The organism is Pseudomonas sp. RSB 5.4, from assembly GCF_037126175.1.
GTDB lineage: Bacteria > Pseudomonadota > Gammaproteobacteria > Pseudomonadales > Pseudomonadaceae > Aquipseudomonas > Aquipseudomonas fluorescens_H.
Window position 1 is genome coordinate 5,226,693 of the sequence record NZ_CP146986.1, and the last position, 26,822, is coordinate 5,253,514.

At 61.4% G+C, this 26,822-nt stretch carries 28 protein-coding genes; 12 read left to right on the forward strand and 16 right to left on the reverse strand.

Annotation, left to right across the window (positions count from 1 at the left end):
- From livM to V9L13_RS23595, 5 genes are all read left to right on the forward strand, one after another.
- Positions 1-1,302: a high-affinity branched-chain amino acid ABC transporter permease LivM gene (livM, locus tag V9L13_RS23575; protein ID WP_103522327.1), complete on the forward strand. Its 1,302-nt coding sequence runs from the start codon at positions 1-3 to the stop codon at positions 1,300-1,302.
- Positions 1,299-2,171 carry an ATP-binding cassette domain-containing protein gene (locus V9L13_RS23580; protein ID WP_103485078.1) on the forward strand — a complete coding sequence of 291 codons (873 nt, stop codon included), beginning with the start codon at positions 1,299-1,301 and terminating at the stop codon, positions 2,169-2,171. Before livM ends, V9L13_RS23580 begins: the two co-directional genes overlap by 4 nt.
- Positions 2,168-2,884: an ABC transporter ATP-binding protein gene (locus V9L13_RS23585; RefSeq protein WP_047600666.1), complete on the forward strand. Its 717-nt coding sequence runs from the start codon at positions 2,168-2,170 to the stop codon at positions 2,882-2,884. Before V9L13_RS23580 ends, V9L13_RS23585 begins: the two co-directional genes overlap by 4 nt.
- 838 nt (positions 2,885-3,722) lie before the next feature.
- The gene (locus V9L13_RS23590) at positions 3,723-4,487 is read left to right on the forward strand and encodes an SDR family oxidoreductase (RefSeq protein WP_003221168.1); all 765 of its coding nucleotides are present in this window, start codon (positions 3,723-3,725) and stop codon (positions 4,485-4,487) included.
- Between the two features lie 174 nt (positions 4,488-4,661).
- Positions 4,662-5,567 (forward strand): cation diffusion facilitator family transporter, encoded by a 906-nt coding sequence (locus tag V9L13_RS23595; RefSeq protein WP_338800660.1) that lies wholly within the window; start codon positions 4,662-4,664, stop codon positions 5,565-5,567.
- 130 nt (positions 5,568-5,697) lie between these two features.
- Here V9L13_RS23595 and V9L13_RS23600 read toward each other — a convergent pair whose 3' ends face one another.
- The 7 genes from V9L13_RS23600 to V9L13_RS23630 all read right to left on the reverse strand — a co-directional run bounded on the left by V9L13_RS23600 (position 5,698) and on the right by V9L13_RS23630 (position 11,040).
- Complete coding sequence (locus tag V9L13_RS23600) at positions 5,698-6,831, reverse strand: AGE family epimerase/isomerase (RefSeq protein WP_338800661.1); 1,134 nt, start codon at positions 6,829-6,831, stop codon at positions 5,698-5,700.
- A 181-nt stretch (positions 6,832-7,012) separates the two neighbouring features.
- Complete coding sequence (locus tag V9L13_RS23605; RefSeq protein WP_338800662.1) at positions 7,013-7,585, reverse strand: HupE/UreJ family protein; 573 nt, start codon at positions 7,583-7,585, stop codon at positions 7,013-7,015.
- Positions 7,586-7,612: 27 nt separating this feature from the next.
- Positions 7,613-8,227: an urease accessory protein UreG gene (ureG, locus tag V9L13_RS23610; RefSeq protein ID WP_003221176.1), complete on the reverse strand. Its 615-nt coding sequence runs from the start codon at positions 8,225-8,227 to the stop codon at positions 7,613-7,615.
- A 23-nt stretch (positions 8,228-8,250) separates the two neighbouring features.
- A complete protein-coding gene (locus V9L13_RS23615) occupies positions 8,251-8,925 on the reverse strand; it encodes an urease accessory protein UreF (protein ID WP_338800663.1) in 675 nt (224 codons plus the stop codon).
- Positions 8,922-9,422: an urease accessory protein UreE gene (gene ureE / locus V9L13_RS23620; RefSeq protein WP_003221180.1), complete on the reverse strand. Its 501-nt coding sequence runs from the start codon at positions 9,420-9,422 to the stop codon at positions 8,922-8,924. The genes V9L13_RS23615 and ureE overlap by 4 nt, the downstream gene beginning before the upstream one ends.
- A gap of 303 nt (positions 9,423-9,725) precedes the next feature.
- The gene (locus V9L13_RS23625; protein WP_045122272.1) at positions 9,726-10,358 is read right to left on the reverse strand and encodes a TetR family transcriptional regulator; all 633 of its coding nucleotides are present in this window, start codon (positions 10,356-10,358) and stop codon (positions 9,726-9,728) included.
- 175 nt (positions 10,359-10,533) lie between these two features.
- Positions 10,534-11,040, reverse strand: coding sequence for a hypothetical protein (locus V9L13_RS23630; RefSeq protein ID WP_338800664.1), 507 nt, complete (start codon positions 11,038-11,040; stop codon positions 10,534-10,536).
- 385 nt (positions 11,041-11,425) lie between these two features.
- Between V9L13_RS23630 and V9L13_RS23635 the strand changes: the two genes are divergently transcribed.
- The gene (locus tag V9L13_RS23635; protein WP_338800665.1) at positions 11,426-13,501 is read left to right on the forward strand and encodes an AsmA family protein; all 2,076 of its coding nucleotides are present in this window, start codon (positions 11,426-11,428) and stop codon (positions 13,499-13,501) included.
- A 98-nt stretch (positions 13,502-13,599) separates the two neighbouring features.
- Here the strand turns inward: V9L13_RS23635 and V9L13_RS23640 are convergent, their stop codons facing one another.
- Positions 13,600-14,133, reverse strand: a complete 534-nt coding sequence (locus V9L13_RS23640) for a ferritin-like domain-containing protein (RefSeq protein WP_003221186.1) — start codon at positions 14,131-14,133, stop codon at positions 13,600-13,602.
- A gap of 311 nt (positions 14,134-14,444) precedes the next feature.
- On the opposite strand from V9L13_RS23640, the gene V9L13_RS23645 reads away from it, so the two are divergent.
- Entirely contained in the window at positions 14,445-15,335 is an 891-nt protein-coding gene (locus V9L13_RS23645) for a triacylglycerol lipase (RefSeq protein WP_338800666.1), read from the forward strand.
- 46 nt (positions 15,336-15,381) lie between these two features.
- On the opposite strand, the gene V9L13_RS23650 is transcribed toward V9L13_RS23645, so the two are convergent.
- Positions 15,382-16,269: a DMT family transporter gene (locus tag V9L13_RS23650; protein WP_003221189.1), complete on the reverse strand. Its 888-nt coding sequence runs from the start codon at positions 16,267-16,269 to the stop codon at positions 15,382-15,384.
- Positions 16,270-16,365: 96 nt separating this feature from the next.
- Between V9L13_RS23650 and V9L13_RS23655 the strand changes: the two genes are divergently transcribed.
- From V9L13_RS23655 to V9L13_RS23665, 3 genes are all read left to right on the forward strand, one after another.
- Positions 16,366-17,160 carry a helix-turn-helix transcriptional regulator gene (locus V9L13_RS23655; RefSeq protein WP_338800667.1) on the forward strand — a complete coding sequence of 265 codons (795 nt, stop codon included), beginning with the start codon at positions 16,366-16,368 and terminating at the stop codon, positions 17,158-17,160.
- A gap of 63 nt (positions 17,161-17,223) precedes the next feature.
- A complete protein-coding gene (locus V9L13_RS23660; protein WP_338800668.1) occupies positions 17,224-17,529 on the forward strand; it encodes a PsiF family protein in 306 nt (101 codons plus the stop codon).
- Positions 17,530-17,732: 203 nt separating this feature from the next.
- Positions 17,733-18,746, forward strand: coding sequence for a hypothetical protein (locus V9L13_RS23665; RefSeq protein ID WP_003221195.1), 1,014 nt, complete (start codon positions 17,733-17,735; stop codon positions 18,744-18,746).
- A gap of 135 nt (positions 18,747-18,881) precedes the next feature.
- Here the strand turns inward: V9L13_RS23665 and V9L13_RS23670 are convergent, their stop codons facing one another.
- Positions 18,882-20,156: an Hsp70 family protein gene (locus V9L13_RS23670; protein WP_003221197.1), complete on the reverse strand. Its 1,275-nt coding sequence runs from the start codon at positions 20,154-20,156 to the stop codon at positions 18,882-18,884.
- A gap of 291 nt (positions 20,157-20,447) precedes the next feature.
- Between V9L13_RS23670 and V9L13_RS23675 the strand changes: the two genes are divergently transcribed.
- Both V9L13_RS23675 and V9L13_RS23680 read left to right on the forward strand, forming a co-directional pair.
- Entirely contained in the window at positions 20,448-21,398 is a 951-nt protein-coding gene (locus tag V9L13_RS23675; protein ID WP_338800669.1) for a DnaJ C-terminal domain-containing protein, read from the forward strand.
- Positions 21,399-21,421: 23 nt separating this feature from the next.
- On the forward strand, positions 21,422-21,727 hold the full coding sequence (locus tag V9L13_RS23680; protein WP_027613554.1) for a chaperone modulator CbpM: 306 nt from the start codon (positions 21,422-21,424) through the stop codon (positions 21,725-21,727).
- Between the two features lie 124 nt (positions 21,728-21,851).
- Here the strand turns inward: V9L13_RS23680 and V9L13_RS23685 are convergent, their stop codons facing one another.
- From V9L13_RS23685 to ureA, 6 genes are all read right to left on the reverse strand, one after another.
- Positions 21,852-22,979: a sensor histidine kinase gene (locus V9L13_RS23685; RefSeq protein ID WP_338800670.1), complete on the reverse strand. Its 1,128-nt coding sequence runs from the start codon at positions 22,977-22,979 to the stop codon at positions 21,852-21,854.
- 147 nt (positions 22,980-23,126) lie between these two features.
- Positions 23,127-24,827 (reverse strand): urease subunit alpha, encoded by a 1,701-nt coding sequence (ureC, locus tag V9L13_RS23690; RefSeq protein WP_027613556.1) that lies wholly within the window; start codon positions 24,825-24,827, stop codon positions 23,127-23,129.
- 160 nt (positions 24,828-24,987) lie between these two features.
- Positions 24,988-25,293, reverse strand: a complete 306-nt coding sequence (locus V9L13_RS23695) for an urease subunit beta (RefSeq protein WP_098966985.1) — start codon at positions 25,291-25,293, stop codon at positions 24,988-24,990.
- On the reverse strand, positions 25,290-25,826 hold the full coding sequence (locus V9L13_RS23700; protein WP_003221211.1) for a GNAT family N-acetyltransferase: 537 nt from the start codon (positions 25,824-25,826) through the stop codon (positions 25,290-25,292). The genes V9L13_RS23695 and V9L13_RS23700 overlap by 4 nt, the downstream gene beginning before the upstream one ends.
- A gap of 4 nt (positions 25,827-25,830) precedes the next feature.
- Complete coding sequence (locus V9L13_RS23705; RefSeq protein WP_338800671.1) at positions 25,831-26,364, reverse strand: N-acetyltransferase family protein; 534 nt, start codon at positions 26,362-26,364, stop codon at positions 25,831-25,833.
- Between the two features lie 9 nt (positions 26,365-26,373).
- The gene (ureA, locus tag V9L13_RS23710) at positions 26,374-26,676 is read right to left on the reverse strand and encodes an urease subunit gamma (protein ID WP_003221215.1); all 303 of its coding nucleotides are present in this window, start codon (positions 26,674-26,676) and stop codon (positions 26,374-26,376) included.
- Between the last annotated feature and the right edge of the window lie 146 nt (positions 26,677-26,822).

A 26,822-nucleotide genomic window follows, 5' to 3' on the forward strand; every position in this document is an offset into this window, starting at 1 on the left:
ATGTCTTCAACCACCCAAAAATCCATCGATATCAAAAAAAGTCTGGTTGAGGCGATTCTGGCCGGCCTCATTGCCCTGATCGTGTTCGGCCCGATTGTCGGCGTCGTGCTCGAAGGCTACAGCTTCAATCTTGAGCCGACCCGCGTCGCGTGGCTTATCGGCATCGTGATGATTGGCCGTTTTGTCTTGAGTCTGTTTCTGCAGACGCCCAGGGGCCTGAAGATTCTCGACGGATTCGAGAGCACCGGTTCCGGTGTACACGTACTGCCTGCCGATCATAAATCCTCGCTGCGCTGGATCATCCCGCTGCTGATTGTGCTCGCGGTCATCGTGCCGTTTGTCTCCAACTCGTACCTGCTGGGCGTGGTCATCCTCGGGTTGATCTACGTGCTGCTGGGGCTGGGGCTGAACATCGTGGTCGGTCTGGCCGGCCTGCTCGACCTCGGTTACGTGGCGTTCTACGCCATCGGTGCCTACGGTCTGGCGCTGGGTTATCAATACCTCGGGCTGGGCTTCTGGACCGTGCTGCCACTGGCGGCGATCACCGCGGGCTTGGCCGGCTGCATCCTCGGTTTCCCGGTGCTGCGTCTGCACGGTGACTATCTGGCGATCGTGACCCTGGGCTTCGGTGAAATCATCCGCCTGATCCTCAACAACTGGCTGTCGCTGACCGGCGGTCCGAACGGGATGCCGGCGCCACTGCCGACGTTCTTTGGTCTGGAATTCGGCAAACGGGCCAAGGATGGTGGGGTGCCGTTCCATGAGTTTTTCGGCATCGCCTACAACCCGGACGTGAAGTATTACTTCATCTACGCGGTGTTGTTCCTGGTGGTGCTGGCCGTGCTGTACATCAAGCATCGTCTGGTGAAAATGCCGGTGGGTCGCGCCTGGGAAGCCCTGCGCGAAGATGAAATCGCCTGCCGCTCGATGGGCCTGAACCACGTATTGGTCAAGCTCTCGGCGTTCACCATCGGTGCATCGACTGCAGGCCTGGCCGGGGTGTTTTTCGCCACCTACCAGGGCTTCGTCAACCCGACCTCGTTCACCTTCTTCGAATCGGCACTGATCCTCGCCATCGTCGTGCTCGGCGGCATGGGCTCGACCATCGGCGTGGTGATTGCAGCGTTCGTGCTGACGGTTGCCCCGGAACTGCTGCGCGGCTTCGCCGAATACCGCGTGCTGCTGTTCGGCATCCTGATGGTGTTGATGATGATCTGGCGACCACGCGGGCTGATCCGCATCAGCCGTACCGGGGTCACTCCACGCAAAGGTGCCATTCACTATGAGAGGACTGCGCCATGAGTGAAGTCGTACTCTCTGTGGAAAAACTGATGATGCACTTCGGTGGCATCAAGGCCTTGAGCGATGTCAGCCTCAAGGTCAAACGCAACTCGATCTTCGCCCTGATCGGCCCCAACGGCGCCGGCAAGACCACGGTGTTCAACTGCCTGACCGGGTTCTACAAGGCCTCCGGCGGCAAGATCGAACTCAACGTGCGCGGCAAGCAGACCAACGTGATCCAGCTGCTGGGCGAATCGTTCAAGCCGACTGATTTCGTGTCGCCGAAAAGCTTCCTCAGTCGCCTGTACTACAAGATGTTCGGCGGTACGCACCTGGTGAACCGCGCCGGCCTGGCCCGGACGTTCCAGAACATTCGCCTGTTCAAGGAAATGTCGGTGCTGGAAAACCTGTTGGTGGCGCAGCACATGTGGGTCAACCGCAACATGCTCGCCGGCATCCTCAACACCAAGGGTTACCGCAAGGCCGAAAGCGATGCGCTGGACTGCGCGTTCTACTGGCTGGAAGTGGTCGATCTGGTGGACTGCGCCAACCGTCTGGCCGGTGAACTGTCCTACGGCCAGCAACGCCGTCTGGAGATCGCCCGGGCCATGTGCACGCGGCCGCAGATCATCTGCCTCGACGAACCGGCCGCCGGCCTCAACCCTCAGGAAACCGAAGCGCTGAGCGCGATGATCCGGCTGCTGCGCGACGAGCATGATCTGACCGTGGTGCTGATCGAACACGACATGGGCATGGTCATGAGCATTTCCGACCACATCGTGGTGCTGGATCACGGCGTGGTCATCGCCGAAGGCGGGCCTGACGCGATCCGCCATGATCCAAAAGTGATTGCCGCCTACCTGGGCGCCGACGAAGAGGAGCTGGTATGAGCAAACCGATCCTCGAACTGAAAGACCTGGACGTGTTCTACGGCCCGATCCAGGCCCTCAAAGGCGTGTCGCTGCAGATCAACGAAGGCGAGACCGTCAGCCTGATCGGCTCCAACGGCGCGGGTAAATCGACGCTGCTGATGTCGATCTTCGGCCAGCCGCGCGCGGCGGGCGGGCAGATCCTCTATCAAGGCGTCGACATCACCCATAAGTCCTCGCACTACATCGCCTCCAACGGCATCGCGCAGTCGCCGGAAGGGCGGCGGGTGTTCCCCGACATGACCGTCGAGGAGAACCTGCTGATGGGCACCATCCCGATTGGCGACAAGTACGCCAAGGAGGACATGCAGCGCATGTTCGAGCTGTTCCCACGGCTCGAAGAGCGTCGTACCCAGCGGGCGATGACCATGTCCGGCGGCGAGCAGCAAATGCTCGCCATTGCCCGCGCCCTGATGAGCCGGCCGAAACTGCTGCTGCTCGATGAACCGAGCCTGGGCCTGGCGCCGATCGTAGTGAAGCAGATTTTCGCCACCCTGCGGGAACTGGCGAAAACCGGCATGACCATTTTCCTCGTCGAGCAGAACGCCAACCATGCGCTGAAGCTGTCGGATCGGGCATATGTAATGGTCAACGGCGAGATTCGCCTGACTGGCACTGGTAAAGAGCTGCTGGTGAATGAGGAGGTGCGCAACGCTTATCTGGGCGGGCACTGATTCTTCATGCGTTGTCCACAAGCCCCGCGACGAAAGTCCCGGGGCTTTTTACATCTCAAGTCCAGCACAAGTCCCTTGTAGGAGCGGGCTTGCTCGCGAAGAGGATGTTTCAGATAACGCCGTGTTTGATGACGCACCCTCTTCGCGAGCAAGCCCGCTCCCACAGTTGATCTACGCCAGATTTCAGAATTGTGGAAAACAAATTTCCACACCTGCCAAAGCGCGACATATAGACGCTGCAAATGGCTGTTTTTCCACAGTTTCGACTTGTCCCCGTTTGCTGTGGAGCTGGCTGTGAATAACGTGGGTGTAGCTGTCTGCAGGCCATTGGAACCGTGGCTTGCAGCGTGGTGATTGTTTTTTGATCAGGTGCTTTTGCGATAACGATAGACGCCTTTGTCAACCTTTTTATGGCCGCTGCAGAATCGGCAATTCCATGTGCGCAAGCTTGTGGATAAGTCTGTGATTAAACTCTGGAAAGACCGCGCGGAGCACCGTGATTACTGGCCTCGCGCAAACACGGCTGTGACCGTGCAGTCGTGCAGAATGCCATCACCGGCACAACTGTCAGATCAGGGTCAAGCAAAAAACTTTCTATTTCGCCCGCAAAGCCTTGTGTGGCGCGGCTTTACGCTTTTTCACTTGCCCCCGGAAACTGTGGAAGGGGCTGTGGATAACATGCGTGCACATGGCTACAGGCCACGGTGCATATGGCGTGGCGGCCATTGATCAATTAATGAGCAGGATTCGGTGGTTGCCGGTTAAAGCGGGGCCGGGCATGCTGCCTGCTGATTGTCCATTCCAATGACCGCACGGCGGTCGATGCAAGGAGAACACGATGTCCAACACCCTGTTTATTACCGGCGCGACGTCCGGTTTTGGTGAAGCCTGTGCCCGTCGTTTTGCCGAGGCAGGCTGGAAACTGGTGCTGACCGGTCGTCGTGAGGAACGCCTCAATGCGCTGTGCGCAGAACTGTCGAAGCAGACCGAAGTGCATGGTCTGGTGCTCGACGTGCGTGACCGCAAGGCGATGGAAGAGGCAATTGCCAATCTGCCGCCGTCGTTCGCCAAGCTGCGTGGCCTGATCAACAACGCCGGGCTGGCGCTGGGCGTCGATCCGGCGCCCAAATGCGACCTCGACGACTGGGACACCATGGTCGATACCAACGTCAAAGGCCTGATGTACAGCACCCGTCTGCTGTTGCCACGTTTGATCGCCCACGGCCGTGGCGCCGGTATCGTCAACCTCGGCTCGATCGCCGGTAACTACCCGTACCCGGGCAGCCACGTGTATGGCGCGACCAAGGCGTTCGTCAAGCAATTCTCGCTGAACTTGCGCTGCGACCTGCAGGGCACTGGCGTGCGCGTCAGCAACATCGAGCCCGGCCTGTGCGAAAGCGAGTTCTCGCTGGTGCGTTTTGCCGGTGATCAGGAGCGCTACAACGCGACCTACGCCGGGGCCGAGCCGATCCAGCCGCAGGACATCGCCGAGACCATCTTCTGGGTACTCAACGCGCCAGCACACATCAACATCAACAGCCTGGAGCTGATGCCGGTGAGCCAGACCTGGGCCGGTTTTGCGATTGAGCGTAACAAGGCCTGACACCGCGTTGAGGCCATTCGCGAGCAAGCTCGCTCCCACATTTGATCGCGGTCTCATGTGGGAGCGAGCTTGCTCGCGAAGGGGCCGTCACAGGCAATAAATACCGATAAGGTAAACTCTCTCCTCAACAACCCCACCGCACCCTGCGGTTTTCAAGGTTTTCGAGGAGTTAAAGTGAGTAACCGAGGTGAGCAGTCACTGCTCAAACAATCGACCATCCTGATGTTCGCGGTGTCGATTGCCGGGATCGCTACCGGTTTTGTTTCAGGTTCCCAATCCATCCTTTTCGATGGTTTTTTCTCGCTGATCGCAACGTTCATCAAAGTGCTGATGCTGATCACCGCCCGGCTGATCGCCAAAGAGAGCAATCACCGCTTCCAGTTCGGTTTCTGGCATCTGGAGCCGATGGTGCTGCTGATCGAAGGCAGCTTCCTGCTGTTGATCGCGATCTATGCCTTTCTCAACGGTGTGTTCGGCATCATCAACGGCGGCCGTGAGATCGAACTGGGGCTGGTGATCATTTATGCGGCAGTGTTCACCGTCGTCGAGTTCGCCTACTTCTTCTACGTGCGTCGGCGCAATCGCAAGCTCAAATCCAGCCTGATCCAGTTCGACAACATCAGCTGGCTGGTGGACGCGATGCTCTCGGTCGGCCTGTTGATCAGTTTTCTCGCCGCGTTGCTGCTCAAGGCCCAGGGCTTTGACGAGTGGGCGAAGTTTGTCGACCCGCTGATCCTGATCGTCCTGGCGCTGACCATGTTGCCACCGGCGTTCAAGATCCTCGGCCCGGCGTTGCGCGATGTACTGGGTATTGCCCCGGACACCCTGGATGATCAGGTGCGCCAAGTGATGGAGGCGGCAAAGGTCGAGCATGGTTTCGACGATTACGTGACCTACGTGCAGAAGCACGGGCGGGCGCGGTTTATCGAGATTCATGTGGTGTTGCCGGCGGATTATGCGCTGAGCAGCGTAGGTCAGCTGGATGTGTTGCGGGAGGAAATCTCGGCGCAGCTCGGCGAGCCGGATGCGGCACGCTGGTTGACGATCAGCTTTACCGGTGACAAGAAGTGGATTGCCTGATTCAGAGCTGCTGAATCTCCTGTGGCGAGCGAGCTTGCTCGCGCTGGGCTGCGAAGCGGCCCCAGATTTTTGTGAGTGCTGCGCACTCAAGCGGGAGCAAGCTCCCTCGCCACAGGATAGGTTCAGTCAGTTAGTTCAGATATTCAGCCAGCCCGCTGTAGCACGTCGCCAAGTGATAAGGCGTCGTCGAAGGCATGTCCTTGCGGCTGACCTCTCCTTGCTCATCCCGGCATTCATGCCACCCGCCCGCGTGCAGAAAACGCTGCTGCAGCGCCTGCAGCTGGCGCAACACTGTAGCTTCGCTGCCCGCACGCAAGGTCAGCGCGCGCAGGTATTCAGCCTGAGCCCAGATCCGCTGAGTCGAATCTTTCGGGCGACCGTCCAGTTGCAGATCGAGCATCGCCCGCACCGCACCTGAAGGTTGTTCAACGCCGAATTGCTCGGTGAAAGCGAATGCCCGATCCAGCGCTGCATGCAGTTTCGAACCACGCAGCAGGGCTGAAGACTCGAGCAGGAAATACCATTCGAACTGATGCCCCGGCTCGTACCAGTTATCCACAGCCCCCAGCGGTTTCTCCATCAGCACGCCATGCTGCGGGTCGACGAACTGCTTGTGCATGGCTGTGCATAACTCCACCAGCGCTTGCTGCGTCGCTGCGTCTTCGCGTACCGCGAGGGTGGCGAGGAACGCTTCGGCCAGGTGCATCAGCGGGTTTTGCAGCGGGCCGGTTTGCAGGGTGATCCAGTCGCGGTCCAGGCACGCTTCGTAGAGGCCGTCACCGGTGGCGAAGCACCGGGCGATGACTTCCAGTGCGGCGTTGAGTGTGGACTCCACCAGCGGCTCGCGGGACTTGGCCCAGTAATGGGCGCAGGCGAACAGGATGAAAGCGTGGGTGTAGAGATCCTTGCGCTGATCCAGCGGCTTGCCTTGCGCGTCGATGCTGTAGAACCAGCCGCCGTGCTCGGCGTCGTGGAAATGCCGTTGCAGCGAGCGGAACAGCGCGGCGGCGCGCACCTCGGCGTTATCCACAACCCCGATCAGGCTGGAAAACAGGTACAGCTGCCGTGCGCAGGCCATCGCCCGATAGCGTTGCGGCGGCAGCGGCTGATGTGCGGCGTCCAGTGCTTCGTAGGGCAGCGCCATGTCGGCATTCCAGCCCGGGCCTTGCCAGAGCGGCACGATCACGTTCAGAAAGTGCTGTTGCACGTCGCTGAACAGGGCGGTCAATTCGGGCAGAGAGGTGGAGCGGGAAGCATGGGGCATTGGCGGACGTCGTCACGGCTGGGGCGATTGCGCGACATGGTAGCAGAGCGACGGCCTGATGAGACGCGGTGTCTGTCAGTCCGCCTTGGCGAGCAAGCCCGCTCCCACAGGTTTTGTGTACACCGCAAATCCAGGGTGGGAGCGGGCTTGCTCGCGAAGAGGCCGGTTCAGGCGATAAAGATCAGCCGGCCAGCAACCATGCACCGGTCACCGCCGAAGCAGCCCCCGCCACTCGCACCAATGGTGCAGCAGCCTGAGGCAACACACGCACCAGGCCATAACCCGCCGCATGCAGCGCCGCCGTCGCCGCGACGAAACCGGCGGCATACGCCCAAGGGCTGCTCATGTCCGGCAGCTCCAGGCCATGCGCCACGCCATGGAACAGCGCAAACAACGCCGTTGCCGCCACCGCCATCACCAGCGGTGGACGCACCGCCAGTGCCACGGCCAGGCCCAGCGCCAGCACCGAAGCCGCAATCCCGCTTTCCAGCGCCGGCAGTTGCAGCCCTTCAAAACCGAGCATGCCGCCGATCAGCATGGTGCCGACGAATGTGCAGGGCAGCGCCCAGCGTGCCACGCCTTGCTGCTGCGCGGCCCACAGGCCGACCGCAACCATCGCCAGCAAGTGGTCGAGGCCGCCGATCGGGTGGCTGATGCCGGCGATCAAGCCGCTGTCGCCGTGGCCCGGGTGGGCGAAGGCCAGGGCCGGGGTCAGCAGCAGCGCCACAGCGCCGAGAATGCGTTTGAGTGTCATGGATAAGCTTCCTTGTTGGTCATTGAATCAGGCGGCGTTCAGCAGGCCCTGGCGCTCGATGAAGGCGATGATGTCTTCCAGGCCCTGGCCGGTTTTCTGGTTGCTGAAGACGAATGGCTTACCGTTGCGCATGCGCTTGGTGTCGCTATCCATCATTTCCAGCGAGGCACCGACCAGCGGCGCCAGGTCGATTTTGTTGATCACCAGCAGGTCGGACTTGCAGATCCCCGGCCCGCCCTTGCGTGGCAGTTTGTCGCCGGCCGAAACATCGATCACGTAGATGGTCAGGTCCGACAGCTCCGGGCTGAAGGTCGCCGACAGGTTGTCGCCGCCGGACTCCACCAGAATCAGGTCCAGCCCCGGAAAGCGCCGGTTCAGCTGATCGACCGCTTCGAGGTTGATCGAGGCGTCTTCGCGGATCGCCGTGTGCGGGCAGCCGCCGGTCTCCACGCCGATGATCCGCTCCGGCGCCAGCGCTTCGTTGCGCACCAGAAAGTCGGCGTCTTCGCGGGTATAGATGTCGTTGGTGACGACGGCCAGGTTATAGCGGTCGCGCAGCGCCAGGCACAGGGCCAGGGTCAACGCGGTTTTGCCGGAACCGACCGGGCCGCCGATACCGACGCGCAGGGGTTGTGTGTTCATGTGCTTCTCCAAGATGACAGGCCCTAGGAACGGAAAAGTCGGCTGTACTGGCGCTCATGCGCTATGCACGCCAGGGACAGGCCGAACGCGGCGCTGCCAATGTGTTCGGGATTGATTTGGCTGGCGTCCTGCTGCGCCTGTTGCAGCAGCGGCAGCAATTCGCTGGTCAGGCGCTGGGCGGCTTGCTGGCCCAGCGGCAGGGTTTTCATCAGCACCGCGAGCTGGTTTTCCAGCCAGCTCCACAGCCACGCAGCGAGGGCGTCCTGCGGGCTGATCTGCCAGGCGCGGCCAGCCAGTGCCCAGCCGAGGGCCAGATGCGGTTCCGCGCATTGCTCAAGAAAGCTGCGGGCCGGCGCGTCGAGTTCCGGCAAACCGTTGAGCAACTGCTGCAGCGAGTAACCCATCTGCCGGCTCTCCAGATGCAGTTCGCGGGTCTCGCGGCTGGCCCGGTGGGTTTCGCAGATGCGCAGCAACTCGGGCCAGTTTTCGTCGGCAGCGGCCTGACAATGGGCGAGCAGCAGCGGCGCTTCGAAACGGGCGAGGTTGAGCAGCAATTGATCGCTGATCCAGCGCCGGGCACTGTCCGGGTTGTGCACGCGGCCGTTATCCACCGCCATTTCCAGGCCTTGCGAATAGCTGTAGCCGCCAATCGGCAGTTGCGGACTGGCCAGGCGCAACAGCGCCCAGGCTGGGTTCATAAACGAACGCCGAACTGGTGCAGTTTCGGCGCGTAGTTGAAGTCCTCGTCGCCGTGCCGCGAATGATGATGGCCGCCGCCGTAGGCACCGTGTTCCGGCTGGAACGGCGCTTCAATCGCTTCGACCTGCGCACCGAGCTGTTCGAGCATCGCCTTGAGCACGTAATCGTCAAGCAGGCGCAGCCAGCCGTCGCCGACTTGCAGGGCAACGTGGCGGTTACCGAGGTGATAGGCGGCGCGGGTCAGTTCGAAGGCGTTGGCGCAGGTGACGTGAAGCAGTTGCTCGGGGCGGGCGCAGACGCGAACGATGCGGCCGTCTTCGGCCTGCAGGCATTCGCCGTCATATAACGGCGCCTGACCGCGCTCCAGAAACAACCCGACGTCTTCGCCATCGGCACTGAAACAGCGCAGGCGGCTCTTGCTCCGCGCTTCGAAGGTCAGGTGCAACTCGGCGGACCAGACAGGTTGAGGGTCGATTCTGCGATGAATCACCAGCATCGGAAAGCTTCCAGCAGTGGACTTGTAGAGAGGGCTAGAGCAAGGGGCTTGCCAACCGGCCGAGATGTAGGAAATCCCTGTCGGAGCGTAGTGGATGTTTCAAGATGTTGCAGAATTTTGGAAGGTTTTGGTGCGTGAAGATTTTTACATGCACCAAATGGAGGCTTTGGCACTGAACCAAATGTGGGAGCGAGCTTGCTCGCGAAGGCGGTGGACCAGTGAATTGGAAGTTGGCTGACACGACGCCTTCGCGAGCAAGCTCGCTCCCACAGGGGATTTGGTCTGATCTCAAATAAAGAAAGGTTATTCGGTACTGCCCAGCCCTTGCCAGTGCTTGAGACCGATAAAGATGAAGCGCAGTTGCTGGGTGATCTTTGCCTGTGGCGTCAGATGTTCCGGCAGGGCTTCGGCGGGCGGGTCGATGATGTCCGGCAGGGTGGCGAACACCGATTTGACGATCAGGTCGGCGATCACGCTCAGCCCGGCCGCGTCCAGGTGCTGCAGCTTGGGCATCAGCCTCAGGTCGGCCGCGAGGTCGGCGCTGATGTTTTCGCGCAGTCGGCCAATCGCTTGGCGCACCGGCTGCGAGCCGCCGTACTGCTCGCGGGCGAGAAACAGGAATTGCGAACGGTTGGCGCTGACCACGTCGAGGAAGATCCGCACCGACGCATCGATAATGCCGCCCATGACGAATTCGTTGTGGCGTACCAGGCGGATGGTTTCGCGGAAGGTCTGACCGACTTCACTGACCAGCACCAGACCCAGCTCGTCCATGTCGGCGAAATGCCGGTAGAAACCGGTGGGCACGATGCCGGCGGTCTTGGTCACTTCGCGCAGGCTCAAGCTGCCGAATCCTCGGCCGCTTTCCATCAAATGGCGGGCGGCGTCCATCAGGGCGTTGCGGGTCTGTTGTTTCTGTTCGGCGCGGGGCAGCATCGCAAAGGCGTTTTCTTGAGCGGGACAAGCGCCGCACTCTAGCAAATCGGCTTTGCTGGCGTCGAACGTCGGGGGAGAGTCAATGGGGGGAAATGCGGTTTTGCGATTGGCCGGGGCTGAAAAAGTCAAAAGCCCAATCGGCTGATCGGGCTTTTTTTTCCAGGCCGCCATGGGCTTAGCTCAAAGCGCTGTTGCGTTCGATCACACGGTCACCACCACCTTCAGCGAGGGTCTGGCCCTGTGGAGTGCGGTCACTGCCGTCGGAAGCGAGGGTCTGGCCTTGTGGGGTGCGGTCGCTGCCGTCGGAAGCGAGGGTTTGACCTTGTGGAGTGCGGTCGCTGCCATCAGAGGCCAGAGCCTGGCCCAGTGGAGTGCGATCGGAACCGTCCTGAACCAGACCTTTCTCTTCGAGACGGTCACGGCCACCTTCTGCTACAGCTTGACCTTGTGGAGTCTTGTCGTAGCCATCTTGTACCAGGCCTTTTTCTTCCAGACGATTGCGGCCGTTTTCAGCCAGGGTCTGACCTTGTGGAGTGCGGTCGCCGCCGTCAGCCGCAACAGTCTGGCTGAACACCGAGTGGCTGGCTTTCACTTGTGGGGTAGCCTGATCGGCAGCGGGCAGGGCGAAAGCAGTGCTGGCTAGCATCGACAGGGTAAGGCTGAGCAGTAATTGGCGTTTCATGATGGGTTGCTCCTTGGGAGGGCGATAAAGTGGGTACGAAGCCAATGCTACTCTCGATAAGTCGATATAAAAGTTCATAAACGCAATGGTAATAATCAACAGAATTGATTGTTCTGCCGAGGCGCTCTAGCTCGGGCGTTTGCGGGCGCTGGTTTTGCACCGCAGTGGGTATTTTCGACTCACTCGCGCCTCGCAAATGTGCGGGTGGCGGTAACGCTGTTCGACCAATCGGTCAGCATTCGGGCGATTTTTTGCCGCGGAATCTATATTCCGATTAAACCTGCGCACTGTTTACCAGTCGTAGATTTCATGAGGGCCGCTTTGGCCCGCCGTTTCAGCTGTGCGTCGCGAAGTCGGCGTGCGGTCGTCATCAGGAGTTTTGTGCATGACGCGCACCGGAAAAATCTTCAGTTGGACCCTCGCCATCCTCGTACTGCTGCTGGCGGTACTGGTTCTGATCATCGTGTTCTTCGACTGGAACCGGATCAAACCGCCGCTCAATGCCAAAGTCTCGGAAGAACTGCATCGACCGTTCGCCATCAACGGCAACCTCGCAGTGATCTGGCAACGCGAGCCGGACGAGGGTGGCTGGCGGGCCTGGGTGCCGTGGCCGCATGTGGTGGCTGAAGACCTGACGCTGGGCAACCCGGACTGGTCGAAGCAGCCGCAGATGGTCACGCTCAAACGCGTGGAACTGCGCATTTCGCCGCTGGCCCTGCTGGCGCAACGGGTGACGATCCCGCGCATCGACCTGACCGAACCCAACGCGCAACTGCAACGGCTGGCCGATGGTCGTGCCAACTGGACGTTCAAGTTCGATCCGAAGGACCCGAATGCCGAGCCGTCGAACTGGGTGGTGGACATTGGTGCCATCGGTTTCGACAAGGGCCACGTCACCCTGGATGACCAGACGCTGAAGACCAATCTCGACGTGGTGATCGATCCGCTGGGCAAGCCGATTCCGTTCAGCGAGATCGTCGGCGACAAAGCCGCGAAGACCGCCCAGGACAAGGGCGCTGCGCCGCAGGACTATGCGTTCGCGCTGAAGGTCAAAGGCCAGTACCACGGCCAGAATCTCACCGGCCAGGGCAAGATCGGCGGGCTGCTGGCGTTGCAGGACGCGAACAGACCGTTCCCGCTGCAGGCTCAGGCGAAGATCGGCGCCACCAGCATCGAACTTGCAGGCACCCTCACTGACCCGCTCAACCTCGGCGCACTCGATCTGCGTCTGAAGCTGGCGGGCGCCAGCCTCGGCAACCTCTATCCACTGACCGGCGTGACCCTGCCGGACACGCCGCCGTATTCCACCGACGGTCATTTGATCGCCAAATTGCATGACGCCGCCGGGGCGAAATTCACCTACGAGCAGTTCAACGGCAAGATTGGCAGCAGCGATATTCATGGCGACCTGACCTACGTCGCCAGTCAGCCACGGCCCAAGCTCAGCGGGGCGCTGCTGTCCAATCAACTGCTGTTCGCCGACCTCGCGCCGCTGATCGGCGCCGACTCGAATGACAAGCAAAAGGCCCGCGGCGGCGAGAGCAAGCAGCCGACCGACAAAGTGCTGCCGGTGGAAGAATTCAAGACCGACCGCTGGCGCGCGATGGATGCCGACGTCGAGTTCACCGGCAAGCGCATCGTCCACAGTGAAAAGCTGCCGTTCACCGACCTCTATACCCACCTGAAACTCAACGACGGCGAACTCAGTCTCGAACCGCTGCGCTTCGGCGTGGCCGGCGGCAATCTGGACGCGCAGATCCGCCTCAATGGTCGCACCGAACCGCTGGAAGGCCGGGCCAAACTGACTGCGCGCGGCTTCAAGCTCAAGCAGTTGTTCCCGACCTTCGAACCGATGAAAACCAGTTTCGGCGAACTCAATGGCGACGCTGATATCAGCGGGCGCGGCAACTCCGTAGCCAAACTGCTGGGCGGGGCCAACGGCAACCTGAAGATGCTGATCAACGACGGTGCCATCAGTCGTGAACTGATGGAACTGGCGGGGCTCAACGTCGGCAACTACGTGGTCGGCAAAGTCTTCGGCGACAAGGAAGTGAAGATCAACTGCGCGGCGGCGGACTTCGATATCAAGACCGGCCTGGCGACCACGCGGCTGTTTGTGTTCGATACCGAGAACGCGATCATCTACATCGACGGCACCGCGAACATGGCCACCGAGCAACTGGATCTGACGGTAACGCCGGAATCCAAGGGCTGGCGTCTGATTTCGCTGCGTTCACCGTTGTACGTGCGTGGCAAGTTCATCAAGCCGGACGCCGGGGTCAAGGCTGTGCCGTTGATGCTGCGCGGGGCGGGGATGGTAGCGCTGGGCGTGATTGCTGCACCGGCGGCCGGGCTGCTGGCGCTGGTGGCGCCGAGCGGTGGTGAGCCGAATCAGTGCGCGCCGTTGCTGGAGCAGATGAAGGCGGGCAAGGCGCCAGTCACTGTGAAACCTACAAAATGATCGGTGACTGATAGGGCCCCTTCGCGAGCAAGCCCGCTCCCACAGGTTAGTGAAAAAACTGTGGGAGCGGGCTTGCTCGCGAAGGCGGTTTTGAAGGCTTACAGGTCTTTCAGAATGTCGGCCATGTCATCCGCATGCTCTTCTTCCTGCGCCAGGATGTCTTCGAAGATCCGCCGGGTGGTCGGGTCTTTTTCGCCGATGTACTGAATGATCTCGCGGTAGCTGTCGATGGCGATCCGCTCGGCCACCAGGTCTTCGTAGACCATTTCCTTCAGGGTGTTCCCGGCCACGTACTGGGCGTGGGACATTTTCGACAGCAGGTCCGGATTGAACTCCGGCTCGCCGCCCAGTTGCACGATGCGCTCGGCCAGACGGTCGGCGTGTTGCGCTTCCTGGGTTGCGTGTTCGAGGAATTCGTCGGCGGCCACGTTGGCTTTCAGACCGTTGGCCATGAAGTAGTGACGCTTGTAGCGCAGCACGCAGACCAGTTCGGTGGCCAGCGATTCGTTGAGCAGGCGCAGCACCTCCTCACGGTTAGCGCTGTAGCTCTCGGTAACCGCGCCGTTCTCGACGTGTTGCCGCGCACGTTCGCGCAGGGTTTTGACATCTGACAAGTGCAGGTCGTCGCTCATGTTGATCTCCAGGAGGCTAATCCAATGGCGCCACGCTCTACAGGCGTGATCGTTTACCCAAGTTGTGAGTCCTGCGCGATGCAAAAAGTTTTATGGGATTTCGTGCGACCTTGGCATCAGCCCCAGACCTTGCGTGGCAATCGCCGCTTGCGGGGTGTAATGCTCTTCATCGCTTGCGGTCGGTAGGACTGATTGTGGCGGGGGGAGTGGGCCTGAAGTAGGCTGAAGGTGGCGTTGTCATCATCACGGAGGAGGCTTGGCGGGCGTTTTGCACGTTTGGCATCCACTTACGACCACAAGGATGTTTGCCCATGTCACACGCTACGGCGACACGTTATCCACTGGTGCTGGTCCCGGGCATGCTCGGGTTTATCCGGCTGGTGCTGTATCCGTACTGGTACGGGATCATCAAGGCGTTGCGCCGTGGCGGGGCGACGGTGATTGCGGTGCAGGTGTCACCGCTCAACTCCACCGAGGTGCGCGGCGAGCAACTGCTGGCGCGCATCGACGAGATTCTGCGCGAGACCGGCGCCGCGAGGGTCAATCTGTTTGGCCACAGCCAAGGCTCGCTGACCGCACGTTATGCCGCCGCCAAACGGCCGGATCTGGTGGCTTCGGTGACGTCAGTGGCCGGGCCTAATCACGGTTCGGAACTGGCCGACTATCTGCAGCAACACTATCCGGCGGACAGCGCTAAGGGCCGCGTGCTTGAGGTGCTGCTGCGTGTTGTCGGCTGGCTGATGGCGCTGCTGGAAACCGGTTACCGCGGGCCGAAACTGCCGGTGGACATCCACGCCTCGCATCAATCGCTGACCAGTGCAGGCGTGGCGCTGTTCAATCAGCGTTATCCACAGGGCCTGCCCGAGACATGGGGCGGTCACGGGCCGGAAGAGGTCAACGGCGTGCGTTATTACTCGTGGTCGGGGACGTTGCAACCGGGCAAGACCGATCGTGGCGGCAACCTGTTCGACGGCACCAATCGCAGCTGTCGCCTGTTTGCGAAAACCTTCGTACGCGAGCCGGGGCAGTGTGACGGGATGGTCGGACGCTACAGCTCGCACCTGGGCACGGTGATTGGCGATGACTATCCGCTGGATCACTTCGACATCGTCAATCAGTCGCTGGGGCTGGTGGGGAAGGGGGCGGATCCGGTGCGGCTGTTTGTCGAGCATGCGGCGCGGCTGAAGGCTGCCGGCGTGTGACTCGCTTTTGTGGTGAGGGGATAAATCCCCTCACCACAGGGCCAGATCAGGCAACGCTGATCCGGCGGCCCAATACCGTGGTCCAACGCTCAGACAGAATCACCCCGCCCAACGTCAACACCCCACCCACCAGGTGATACATCGCCAACTGCTCCTTCAGCACCACCGCCGCAATCAGCGCGGTAATCAGCGGCAGCAGGTTAAAGAACAACGTCGTGCGGCTCGGCCCCAGGCGCTGTACCGCCTGCATCCACGCCAGCGGCGCGAGCATCGAGGCCAGCAGGCACGCGTACAGCACCAGCGGAATGTTCTGCGCGGTGAAGCCGGTTTTCGGCGAGGCGGCGTACAGCGGAAACAGCACCACAATCGCCACCAACACCTGCAGGTACAACAACACCAGCGGCGGCAGGCGCAGCTGCCATTTTTTCAGCAGGGTGCTGTAGATCGCGTAGGCCAGGGTGGCGATCAGCATCATCGCGTCACCCAGGTTCACCCCATGTTGCAGCAGCGCGCCGAGGCTGCCGGACGACACCACCACCAGCACGCCGGCGAACGACAGCACCGCGCCGAACAATGCGCCAGCAGTCAGGCGCTGGCCGAGGCTGATGATGGCCATGGCCAGCGACATCAGCGGCATCAGCGATAGGATGATGCCCATGTTGGTCGCCGTGGTCAGCGTCGCGGCGAAGTAGGCGAGGCTTTGATAGACCGCCATCCCGAGCACGCCGAGGATGAAGATCTTGCCCAGATTGGGGCGGATCTGCGGCCAGTGCGCGATCACCGCTTTGAGCATGAATGGGGTGAACAGCAGCCCGGCGAGCAGCCAGCGGTAGAAACCGATCTCGGCGGGGAAGATCGCCCCGACCGCCAGTTTGTTGATCACGGTATTGCCGGCCCAGATGAAAATCGCCAGCAGCGGAAACGCGTATTGCATGGGTTAAAACCAGAACGTTGATGAGCGGTGATTATCGCCTGTCTGGATGCAGCCCTATACTGCGAACCGGACAACCTGCCTCTGCAACCGGACAGCATGAACAGCAAACACATCGATCTGCTGGATTTCAGCGAACTGCCGTCGGCGGTGTACTTTCGCTATGCCGACTTCAACGCCCATGAATACGCCGCGCCGCACCGCCATCCGTGGGGCACGCTGGAGTACGCGGCCCACGGCGTGCTGCACATGGACGTCGACGGCAGCCGCTTCATGTCGCCGCCGCACTATGCGGTGTGGGTGCCGCCGCAGGTCGAGCACAGTTTCTACAGCCACCAACCGGTCAACTACCGCGCGGTGTGCCTCGATCCCAAGGTCTGCGCCGATCTGCCGCCGCGCGCCTGCACCCTGGCGATCAGCGACATCCTCAAGGCGATTCTCAAGGACTTCGCCGCCCGCGACGTGAAGATCCCCGAACTCGACGCTGACCAGCGTCTGGCCCAAGTGTTGGTCGATCAACTGCAACAGGCGCCGGTGCATGAGTGCTATCTACCGTATGCGAGCAACCCCGGGTTGCTGGCGATTCTCGATGCATTGCAGGCTGACCCGGGGAACAACCAGCCACTGGCGCACTGGGCGGCGCAGGTACACGTCAGTGAGCGCACGCTGGCCCGGCAGTTCGTGCGCGAACTGGGGATGAGTTTCGGCGAATGGCGCCAGCGCCTGCGCTATCTGGCAGCCATCGAGGCGCTGGAAAGTACCCGCAGCGTGCAGGAAATCGCCTTCGACCTCGGCTACAGCAGCGGCTCGGCCTTCATCGCCATGTTTGCCCGTCAGGCCGGGTGTACGCCGGAGCAATACCGACGCAGCCATCTGGAGGGCAGGAAGGTGTAACAAGATTTGGCTACACTCCAGCAGAGGCCGCATCCATCGATGCGGCGACAAGGAGAAAACTCCATGAAGATGTTGCGTGTCCCTTTGTTGATGATCGGTCTGCTTCTGTGTTCCCAAGGTTTCGCCGCCACGGCGCAACAGAACAAAATGACCACCTGCAATGCTGACGCTACCGCCAAGAGCCTCAAGGGCGACGAGCGCAAAACCTTCATGAGCAACTGCCTCAAGGCTGCACCGGCCGCCAATGACGCCAAGGTGCTGACCCCGCAGCAGGAGAAAATGAAGACCTGCAACGCCGACGCGAAAACCAAGGCCCTGACCGGCGATGCGCGCAAGACCTTCATGAGTGATTGCCTGAAGAAAAAGTAAGCACTTGAGTCTTGTGGTGAGCGGGCTGGCCTCTTCGCGAGCAAGCTCGCTCCCACAGAAGTGCGCAATCCAATGTGGGAGCGAGCTTGCTCGCGAAGAAACCGGTCTTGGCACCGCCAATCTCAAGCACCGCATATACCTAGTGCTCTCCCCGGATCGCTGGCAGACTGCCAATCCTTTTACGCCGTTCGTTTTGAGGCTGTATGCCAACGTTTTCTGAGCGTCATGTTGTGTTTTGGGTCAGTTGCATCATCATTTGCGGCGGTTTGTTGCTGGCGTTGCCATTGCGCTTGTTGCCCAGCCTGCTGGCCGGTTTGCTGGTGTTCGAGCTGGTCAACATGCTCACCCCGCAACTGCAGCGGCTGATCGAAGGGCGGCGCGCGCGCTGGCTGGCGGTGGCGCTGCTGGGCACTTTGGTGGTCAGCGTGCTGGCGTTGATCTTTGCCGGCGCCATCAGTTTCCTGCTGCACGAAGCGGAAAACCCGGGCGCCTCGCTCGACAAATTCATGGGCGTGGTCGACCGCGCGCGCGGGCAACTGCCACCGTTTCTCGATGCTTACCTGCCGGCCAGTGCTGCGGAGTTTCGCGTGGCCATCGGCGAATGGGCGAGCAAACACCTGGCCGAGCTGCAACTGGTGGGCAAGGACGCGGCGCACATGTTCGTCACCTTGCTGATCGGCATGGTCCTTGGTGCGATCATTGCTCTGCAGCGAGTGCCGGATCTGACCAAGCGCAAACCGCTGGCCGCCGCCCTGTTCGACCGTCTGCACCTGGTGGTTCAAGCCTTTCGCAACATCGTCTTCGCGCAGATCAAGATTTCCCTGCTGAACACCCTCTTCACCGCGATCTTCCTCGCGGTGATTCTGCCGCTGTTCGGCATCAAGCTGCCGCTGACCAAGACCCTGATCGTCCTGACGTTCCTGCTCGGCCTGCTGCCGGTGATCGGTAATCTGATGTCGAACACGCTGATCACCATCGTCGGTCTGTCGCTGTCGATCTGGGTGGCGGTGGCGGCGCTGGGCTATCTGATTTTTATCCACAAGCTTGAATACTTCCTCAACGCGCGCATCGTCGGCGGGCAGATCAGTGCCAAGTCGTGGGAGCTGCTACTGGCGATGCTGGTGTTCGAAGCCGCGTTCGGCCTGCCGGGGGTGGTGGCGGGGCCGATTTATTACGCGTATCTGAAGAGTGAGTTGAAGCTGGGCGGGATGGTGTAACCGATGGATCTGTGTTGCCTGATCTGGCGCCTTCGCGAGCAAGCTCGCTCCCACACTGGATTGCATTTCAACTGAAGGAATGCGGTCAAATGTGGGAGCGAGCTTGCTCGCGAAAGGCGCAACGCCGATTTCAGGTCAGTTCATGGCGCCATAGCGTTTACGGGCTTCAATCGCCAGACCGCTGCCGATGCTGCCAAAGATGTTGCCTTCAACATGTCGCGCATTCGGCAGCATCGCCGAGACGCTGTTGCGCAGCGCCGGAATGCCGCTGGAACCGCCGGTGAAGAACACCGTATCGACCTGCGCCACCGACACGTTGGCATCGTTCAACAACTGCGTAACGCTGCCGCGCACGCGCTCAAGCAGGGCGTCGATCGACGATTCGAACAGGGCGCGGCTCAGTTCCACGCTCAGGCCCGGCTCGATCCGGTCCAGCGGCACGTGGCGGCTGTCGGCGTGGGTCAGTTGGATCTTGGTTTCTTCGACTTCCATCGCCAGCCAGTGCCCGGCGCGCTGTTCGATCAGCTTGAACAGACGGTCGATGCCGCCAGTGTCTTCGATGTCGTAACGCATGCTGCCCAGCGCCAGGGTGGATTTCTGCGAGTACACCGAGTTGATGGTGTGCCAGGTCGCCAGGTTCATGTGGTGACTGGTCGGCATGTAGGCGCCGCTCTTCATCCGGCTGCCGTAGCCGAACAGTGGCATCAGGCCTTGCAGGCTCAGCTGTTTGTCAAAGTCGGTCCCGCCGATGTGCACGCCGCCGGTGGCGAGGATGTCATCGTGGCGGTTGTCCATGCCGCGACGCTCGGGCGACAGGCGCACCAGCGAGAAGTCGGACGTACCACCGCCGATGTCGACGATCAGCACCAGCTCTTCTTTCTCGATGGTCGACTCGTAGTCGAATGCCGCCGCGATCGGTTCGTACTGGAACGACACGTCCTTGAAACCGAGCTTGCGCGCCACTTCGACCAGGGTGTCTTCGGCTTCCTGGTCGGCCAGCGGGTCGTCATCGACGAAAAATACCGGACGCCCCAGCACCACCTGCTCGAACTCCCGACCGGCGGCCGTTTCGGCGCGGCTCTTGAGCTGGCCGATGAACAGCCCCAACAGATCCTTGAACGGCATCGCCGTGCCGAGGACGCTGGTGTCATGCTTGATCAGTTTGGAACCGAGCAGGCTCTTGAGCGAGCGCATCAGCCGGCCTTCGTAGCCTTCCAGGTACTCGTGCAGGGCCAGACGACCGTAAACCGGACGGCGCTCTTCGATGTTGAAGAACACCACCGACGGCAGGGTGATCTTGTCGTCTTCCAGCGCGATCATCGTTTCCATGCCGGGGCGCAGCCAGCCGACGGTGGAGTTGGAGGTGCCGAAGTCGATACCGCAGGCACGGGCTGGAGAGGCGTTGTTCATGTCTTTCGGGTTCCGGTCAAAAAACGGCCGCGCAGTGTATGTCAGTGCGCGGCAGATTCGAAGGCCGGTCATCTGCTATTTCGCGACTAAGCTTCTTGAAAGTCGCAGCTTCGCCCCAAACTTGCTGGCATGGGCCGGCAGACATACCGGCGGTCGCAAGAACCGTCGTCCACTGCCGATAAACTTCTGCTGCGCCACCCGGTCACAAACTTGAGATCGGTCAACCCGGCACGCGCGAATGAGCGCATGCTGGCCTCGGCGCGAAATCGATAACGGATGGTGATTCCTTCGATGGACTTCAAAGACTATTACAAGATACTCGGCGTGGAGCCGACAGCGGACGACAAGGCAATCAAGGCTGCCTATCGCAAGCTGGCGCGCAAATACCACCCCGATGTCAGCAAGGAAAAAGACGCCGAGGCCAAGTTCAAGGACGCCTCGGAAGCCTATGAAGCGCTGAAAAGCGCCGACAAACGCGCCGAATACGACGAACTGCGCCGTTATGGCCAGCACGGTCAGCCGTTCCAGGGCCCACCGGGCTGGCAGAGCCGTGGCGGCTTTGGCGGCAGCGGTGGCGACACGGGCGACTTCTCGGACTTCTTCAGTTCGATCTTCGGCAATCGCGGCCCCGGTTTCGGTGGCGGCGAGGGTCGGCAATCACGCAGTGCAGGGCGCCGGGGGCAAGACGTGGAAATGGAACTGCCGATCTTCCTCGAGGAAACGCTCTCGAATGAATCGAAGAAGGTCACCTTTCAGGTGCCGCAATACAACGCCAACGGCCAGCACGTCAGCAACACCAGCAAGAGCCTGAACGTGAAGATCCCGGCGGGCGTGACCGACGGCGAGCGCATCCGCCTCAAGGGGCAGGGCGCACCGGGCATCGGTGGCGGGGCCAATGGTGATCTGTACCTGACCATTCGCTTTGCGCCGCACCCGAAATTCGATGTTGAAGGCGAAAACCTGATCATCACCCTGCCATTGGCACCGTGGGAGCTGGCGTTGGGCGCTGAAGTGGCGGTGCCGACGCTGACCGGCAAGATCAACCTCAAGGTTCCGGCCGGCAGCCAGAACGGCCAGCGCATGCGCGCCAAGGGTCATGGCTTGAAAAACAAGGCCGGTGAGCGCGGTTATCTGTTCGTGCAGCTCAAGGCCGTGATGCCGAAGACTTCGGACGACGAGGTCAAGGCGCTGTGGCAGGAACTGGCGAAGAAAGCCGCGTTCAATCCACGCGAGAACTTCTGAATTCGACGACGGAGTAGCCCATCATGAGCAGCCCCCTGATCGTTCAACTGGACATGGCAGAATTCTGTGAGGCGGCCGATCTGTCGGACGTCTACGTGATCGAAATCGTCGAACACGGCATCCTCGAACCTCAGGGCGCGCAGCCCCGGGAATGGCGGTTCACCGACTACGAGTTGAGCCTGGCCAAGCGCGCCGCGAAGTTGCGGCGCGAGCTGGAGCTGGAGTGGGAGGGCGTCGCGCTGGCGCTTGATCTGCTTGATGAAGTGAAGGAATTGCGAGCCGAGAATCGCATGCTGCGCCAGCGGTTGGGGCGATTGGTGGTCGAATAGTTTTACCGTTGGTTTTTGAGTGTTTTTGCCGGCCCCTTCGCGAGCAAGCCCGCTCCCACAGGAGATCGCGATCTAAATGTGGGAGCGGGCTTGCTCGCGAAGAACGATTACGCGGTAAGCCTGCTTAAACCTTTCTCGGCAACACCACACTGAACAACGTCCCGTCAGCCGCGCTCGAGCTGACTTCGATCGTCCCGCCATGGGCGGTCACCACTTCCTTGACGATAAACAAGCCCAACCCGAGGCTGGTCGACGGCTGTCCGAGTTCTTCGTCGGCGCTGCGCACCAGCGGGTCGAAAATCGTGCCAATGGCCTCCTCGGAAATTGGCGTGCCGTAGTTGTGCACCGACAGGCACACGTTGTCGCCCTCGCCACGCAGGTTGAGGGTCACGTCGCGCTGGCTGGTGCCGTGCTGCAAGGCGTTGCCGATCAGGTTTTGCAGTAACTGGTCGATTCGCCCGGCGTCCCACACCCCGCTGGTGTCGCCGTGCACCGTGAGCTTGGGATCGGATAGCGGATTACCGGCGCAGGCTTCGGCAATCGCCGCTCGCGCTGCAACGGCCAGATCCATCGGTGCCGGCTCGATCGGCAGGCTACGGCCCAGCCGACTGCGCACCAGTTCCAGCAGATCGCTGACCATCGTCGCCATGTGCCGCGCGCCACGCTTGATGTGCTGGGCGCAGGCCAGGGCATCGCCCTCAAGGCTGGATTTGCGCAGCAGCAGTTCGGTGGACATGCTCACCGCTTGCAGCGGCGCGCGCAGGTCATGGCCGAGGATGGCGAGGAAAATGTCCCGCGAGCGGTTGACCTGCTCGGCGTAGGCCGCAGTGGATTCGGCGAGGGCTTCGTCGATGGCTTCGTTGAAGCGGATCATGTCCTGGAAATAGGCGATGTCCGGCGATTCGAGGCTGTTGACCCACAGGCGAATCACGCAGGCGCGCAAATGGCGGAATTCGCTGGTCATCTGCACCAGGTCAAAACCGACGGTGTGGCGCAGTTCGCCATGGCTGGCGCCGGCCTCGTCCAGGCTCGGGGTCTTTTCCGGGCCTTCGCCCTTGGCTTTGGCCGCCTGTTCGGCGGGGCTTTGCGGCTTGTTCATGTCGCGGGCGGCGGCCCGCAGAATCTCGCTGGCGTGATCGCGCAGCGCAGTGGAATCCAGATAGTCGGCGGCCGGCGTGATGGTCGCGGCGAACTGTTCCCACTCATCGACGATAGGGTCGATATTGGCCACGATGAACTCGGAAAGACGCATGGGCAGTTCCTGAAAATAGGCGGAGCGAATCGAATATTAGTCCCTTTGGCGGGAAATACACGACCGTTTGCACCGTGCTTTTCCAGCACCATGAAAAAGGCCCCGGGACCGTGTGCAAGACACGGCCCCGGGGCCTTTTGCCGTGCGTCAGAACAGGAAGTAACGCTGGGCCATCGGCAGGGTTTCCGCCGGTTCACACCAGAGCAGCACGCCGTCGGCCTTGACCTGATAGGTCTGCGGGTCGACGTCGATGTTCGGCAAGTAATCGTTGTGGATCAGGTCGGTTTTCTGCACGTCGCGACAGCCTTTGACCACGCCTATTTTCTTCTTCAGGCCCAATGCCTCGGGCAACCCGGCCTCCTGCGCGGCCTGGCTGATGAAAGTCAGGCTGGTAGCGTGCAGCGAGCCGCCGTAGCTGGCGAACATCGGGCGGTAGTGCACCGGTTGCGGGGTTGGAATCGACGCGTTGGCGTCGCCCATCAAACTGGCGGCGATGGCGCCGCCCTTGAGGATCAGCGTCGGTTTCACACCGAAGAACGCCGGACGCCAGAGCACCAGGTCGGCCCATTTGCCGACTTCGATCGAACCCACTTCATGGCTGATGCCGTGGGTGATCGCCGGGTTGATCGTGTATTTGGCGATGTAGCGCTTGGCGCGGAAGTTGTCGTTGCCTTCGCCGTCCTGGGGCAGCGGGCCGCGCTGCTTTTTCATCTTGTCGGCGGTCTGCCAGGTGCGCGTGATGACTTCGCCGACGCGGCCCATGGCCTGGCTGTCGGAGCTGATCATCGAGAACGCGCCGAGGTCGTGGAGGATGTCTTCGGCGGCGATGGTTTCACGGCGGATGCGGCTTTCGGCGAACGCTACGTCTTCGGCGATGCTCGGGTCGAGGTGGTGGCAGACCATCAGCATGTCGAGGTGTTCGTCGATGGTGTTGCGGGTGAACGGCCGGGTCGGGTTGGTCGAGCTCGGCAGCACGTTAGGGAAACCGCAGGCCTTGATGATGTCCGGCGCGTGGCCGCCGCCGGCACCTTCGGTGTGGTAGGTGTGAATGGTGCGCCCCTTGAACGCGCCGAGGGTGGTTTCGACGAAACCCGATTCGTTGAGGGTGTCGGTGTGGATCGCCACCTGTACGTCGTACTGGTCGGCGACGCTCAGGCAGTTGTCGATGCTCGCCGGGGTGGTGCCCCAGTCTTCGTGCAGCTTGAGACCGATAGCGCCGGCCTTGACCTGCTCGATCAGCGGCTCCGGCAGGCTGGCGTTGCCCTTGCCGGTGAGGCCGATGTTCATCGGGAACGCGTCGGCGGCCTGGAGCATGCGCGCCAGGTGCCACGGGCCTGAGGTGCAGGTGGTGGCGTTGGTGCCGGTCGCCGGCCCCGTGCCGCCGCCGATCATGGTGGTGACGCCGCTCATCAGCGCTTCTTCGATCTGCTGCGGGCAGATGAAGTGGATGTGCGTGTCGATGCCGCCGGCGGTGAGGATCATGCCTTCACCGGCGATCACTTCAGTGCTGGCGCCGATGGCGATGGTCACGTTCGGTTGCACGTCAGGGTTGCCGGCCTTGCCGATCGCGGCGATACGCCCGTCCTTGAGGCCGACGTCGGCTTTGACGATGCCCCAGTGGTCGATGATCAGCGCGTTGGTGATCAGCGTGTCGACCACTTCGGCGGCGAGCAACTGGCTCTGCCCTTGGCCGTCGCGGATCACTTTGCCGCCGCCGAATTTCACTTCTTCGCCGTAGGTGGTGAAATCTTTTTCGACTTCGATCCACAACTCGGTGTCCGCCAGGCGCACCTTGTCGCCGACGGTGGGGCCGAACATGTCGGCGTAGGCTTGTCTGGAAATCTTCATGTGTTCGCCTTGGAATTCAATGGTCTTTGAGGCTGTTCGCTGCGCTCACAGATTCGCGAGCAAGCCCGCTCCCACAATTGACCGCCTTTCAACTGAAGGAACGCGGTCGAATGTGGGAGCGGGCTTGCTCGCGAAGGGGCCAGAGCAGACACCGCATTACTTAGAGATCACCCATGACCCGCCCGGCAAAGCCGAACACCCGGCGATGCCCGGCGTACTCCACCAGCTCGACCTCGCGGCTCTGCCCCGGCTCGAAGCGCACCGCCGTGCCGGCCGGAATATTCAGGCGCATGCCACGGCTGGCGGCGCGGTCGAAGGTCAGCGCGTCGTTGGTTTCGAAAAAGTGATAGTGCGAGCCGACCTGGATCGGCCGGTCGCCGCTGTTGGCGACTTTCAGGCTGAGGGTGCGGCGGCCGACATTCAGTTCGATGTCGCCGGGCTGGATCTGGTACTGGCCGGGAATCATGGCCGGGCTCCTTGCAGAATCTTGTAGTAGAGGGCGGTCGGTCGATACGTGCCATGCGGATCGCAGGCGTAATCGGGAATTTCACCGGCTCGGGTGTAACCCAGGGCCTTGTAGAAATCTTCGGCGGGGGAGCCGGCCTCGGTGTCGAGGTAAAGCATGCCGCGCTTGTGCTTGGCCGCTTCAAGTTCCAGCGCATTCATCAATTGCTGGCCGAGGCCACGACGCCGCGCCTGTTCGCGCACCAGCAGTTTCTGCACTTCGGCGCGATTAAGGCCGTTGGCCTTCTGGCACAGGCCCAACTGCACGCTGGCCTGCACCTCTTCATCCTTGACCACCACCCAGAGCAACACGCTGCCCTTGTTCACTTGTTGCTGCACTTCATCGAAATAGGCGCGGGCCTGCGCGGCATCGAGGTCGGCCATGAAACCGACGCTGGCGCCATAACCCACGGCGTCGAGCAGCAGATCAATCAGGCCCTGACGATAGTGCGCAAAACTTTCCGCATTGACGCGTCGCAATTGGGCGGCGTTCATGGTGTCACTCCTTGTTGGCTGCAGGCGGCTCCGCGCCAGGATTGAGGGTCAGTTGCATGAAGGTCAGGTCGAGCCAGCGGCCGAACTTGGTGCCGACTTGCGGCATCTGCCCGGTGATGCTGAAACCGGCGCGTTCATGCAGACGAATGGAAGCGGTGTTGCCGCTTTCGATGGCGGCGACCATCACATGCTTGTCGCAGGCTTTGGCCCGCTCGATCAGCACGCTCATCAGTTGCGGGCCAAGACCATTGCCGCGTTGGTCGCTGCGCACGTAAACCGAGTGCTCGACGGTATGGCGAAAACCGTCGAACGGCCGCCAGTCACCGAATGAAGCGTAGCCGAGCACGCTGTTGTCGGCGTCGACGATCACCAGAATCGGGTAGGCCTGGGCCTGACGGGCACTGAACCACGCCTGGCGGTTGCCGAGATCGACCGCCGATTCATTCCAGATCGCCGTGGTGTTGAGCACCGCATCGTTGTAGATGTCGCGGATCGCCGGCAAGTCGGCATGCAGGGCATCGCGAATGGAGTAAGTCATGGCGCGGCCTCAGACGATCGGTTGGTGGACGGTGACCAGTTTGGTGCCGTCTGGGAACGTCGCTTCGACCTGAATCTCCGGAATCATTTCCGGGATGCCTTCCATCACCTGCTCGCGGCTCAGCAGGGTGGTGCCGTAGTGCATCAGCTCAGCCACGGTCTGACCGTCACGGGCGCCTTCAAGCAGGGCGGCGGAGATGTAGGCCATGGCTTCCGGGTAGTTGAGCTTCACGCCACGGGCCAGTCGGCGCTCGGCGACGAGGCCGGCGGTGAAGATCAACAGCTTGTCTTTTTCGCGTGGGGTCAGGTCCATTGTGGGTATCCATCAGGGCAGATTGAAAAATGTGCACAAATCTCCTGTGGGAGCGGGCTTGCTCGCGAAAGCGGTAGGTCAGCCAGCATCTGTGTGAATGACACATCGCCTTCGCGAGCAAGCCCGCTCCCACAGTTGGATTGCAT

Excerpts from the sequence above, each read along its gene's own strand:
- livM (WP_103522327.1), top strand. The coding sequence starts at position 1 with ATGTCTTCAACCACCCAAAAATCCATCGATATCAAAAAAAGTCTGGTT.
- V9L13_RS23580 (WP_103485078.1), top strand. The coding sequence starts at position 1,299 with ATGAGTGAAGTCGTACTCTCTGTGGAAAAACTGATGATGCACTTCGGT.
- V9L13_RS23585 (WP_047600666.1), top strand. The coding sequence starts at position 2,168 with ATGAGCAAACCGATCCTCGAACTGAAAGACCTGGACGTGTTCTACGGC.
- V9L13_RS23590 (WP_003221168.1), top strand. The coding sequence starts at position 3,723 with ATGTCCAACACCCTGTTTATTACCGGCGCGACGTCCGGTTTTGGTGAA.
- V9L13_RS23600 (WP_338800661.1), bottom strand. The coding sequence starts at position 6,831 with ATGCCCCATGCTTCCCGCTCCACCTCTCTGCCCGAATTGACCGCCCTG.
- V9L13_RS23605 (WP_338800662.1), bottom strand. The coding sequence starts at position 7,585 with ATGACACTCAAACGCATTCTCGGCGCTGTGGCGCTGCTGCTGACCCCG.
- ureG (WP_003221176.1), bottom strand. The coding sequence starts at position 8,227 with ATGAACACACAACCCCTGCGCGTCGGTATCGGCGGCCCGGTCGGTTCC.
- V9L13_RS23615 (WP_338800663.1), bottom strand. The coding sequence starts at position 8,925 with ATGAACCCAGCCTGGGCGCTGTTGCGCCTGGCCAGTCCGCAACTGCCG.
- ureE (WP_003221180.1), bottom strand. The coding sequence starts at position 9,422 with ATGCTGGTGATTCATCGCAGAATCGACCCTCAACCTGTCTGGTCCGCC.
- V9L13_RS23625 (WP_045122272.1), bottom strand. The coding sequence starts at position 10,358 with ATGCTGCCCCGCGCCGAACAGAAACAACAGACCCGCAACGCCCTGATG.
- V9L13_RS23630 (WP_338800664.1), bottom strand. The coding sequence starts at position 11,040 with ATGAAACGCCAATTACTGCTCAGCCTTACCCTGTCGATGCTAGCCAGC.
- V9L13_RS23635 (WP_338800665.1), top strand. The coding sequence starts at position 11,426 with ATGACGCGCACCGGAAAAATCTTCAGTTGGACCCTCGCCATCCTCGTA.
- V9L13_RS23640 (WP_003221186.1), bottom strand. The coding sequence starts at position 14,133 with ATGAGCGACGACCTGCACTTGTCAGATGTCAAAACCCTGCGCGAACGT.
- V9L13_RS23645 (WP_338800666.1), top strand. The coding sequence starts at position 14,445 with ATGTCACACGCTACGGCGACACGTTATCCACTGGTGCTGGTCCCGGGC.
- V9L13_RS23650 (WP_003221189.1), bottom strand. The coding sequence starts at position 16,269 with ATGCAATACGCGTTTCCGCTGCTGGCGATTTTCATCTGGGCCGGCAAT.
- V9L13_RS23655 (WP_338800667.1), top strand. The coding sequence starts at position 16,366 with ATGAACAGCAAACACATCGATCTGCTGGATTTCAGCGAACTGCCGTCG.
- V9L13_RS23660 (WP_338800668.1), top strand. The coding sequence starts at position 17,224 with ATGAAGATGTTGCGTGTCCCTTTGTTGATGATCGGTCTGCTTCTGTGT.
- V9L13_RS23665 (WP_003221195.1), top strand. The coding sequence starts at position 17,733 with ATGCCAACGTTTTCTGAGCGTCATGTTGTGTTTTGGGTCAGTTGCATC.
- V9L13_RS23670 (WP_003221197.1), bottom strand. The coding sequence starts at position 20,156 with ATGAACAACGCCTCTCCAGCCCGTGCCTGCGGTATCGACTTCGGCACC.
- V9L13_RS23675 (WP_338800669.1), top strand. The coding sequence starts at position 20,448 with ATGGACTTCAAAGACTATTACAAGATACTCGGCGTGGAGCCGACAGCG.
- V9L13_RS23680 (WP_027613554.1), top strand. The coding sequence starts at position 21,422 with ATGAGCAGCCCCCTGATCGTTCAACTGGACATGGCAGAATTCTGTGAG.
- V9L13_RS23685 (WP_338800670.1), bottom strand. The coding sequence starts at position 22,979 with ATGCGTCTTTCCGAGTTCATCGTGGCCAATATCGACCCTATCGTCGAT.
- ureC (WP_027613556.1), bottom strand. The coding sequence starts at position 24,827 with ATGAAGATTTCCAGACAAGCCTACGCCGACATGTTCGGCCCCACCGTC.
- V9L13_RS23695 (WP_098966985.1), bottom strand. The coding sequence starts at position 25,293 with ATGATTCCCGGCCAGTACCAGATCCAGCCCGGCGACATCGAACTGAAT.
- V9L13_RS23700 (WP_003221211.1), bottom strand. The coding sequence starts at position 25,826 with ATGAACGCCGCCCAATTGCGACGCGTCAATGCGGAAAGTTTTGCGCAC.
- V9L13_RS23705 (WP_338800671.1), bottom strand. The coding sequence starts at position 26,364 with ATGACTTACTCCATTCGCGATGCCCTGCATGCCGACTTGCCGGCGATC.
- ureA (WP_003221215.1), bottom strand. The coding sequence starts at position 26,676 with ATGGACCTGACCCCACGCGAAAAAGACAAGCTGTTGATCTTCACCGCC.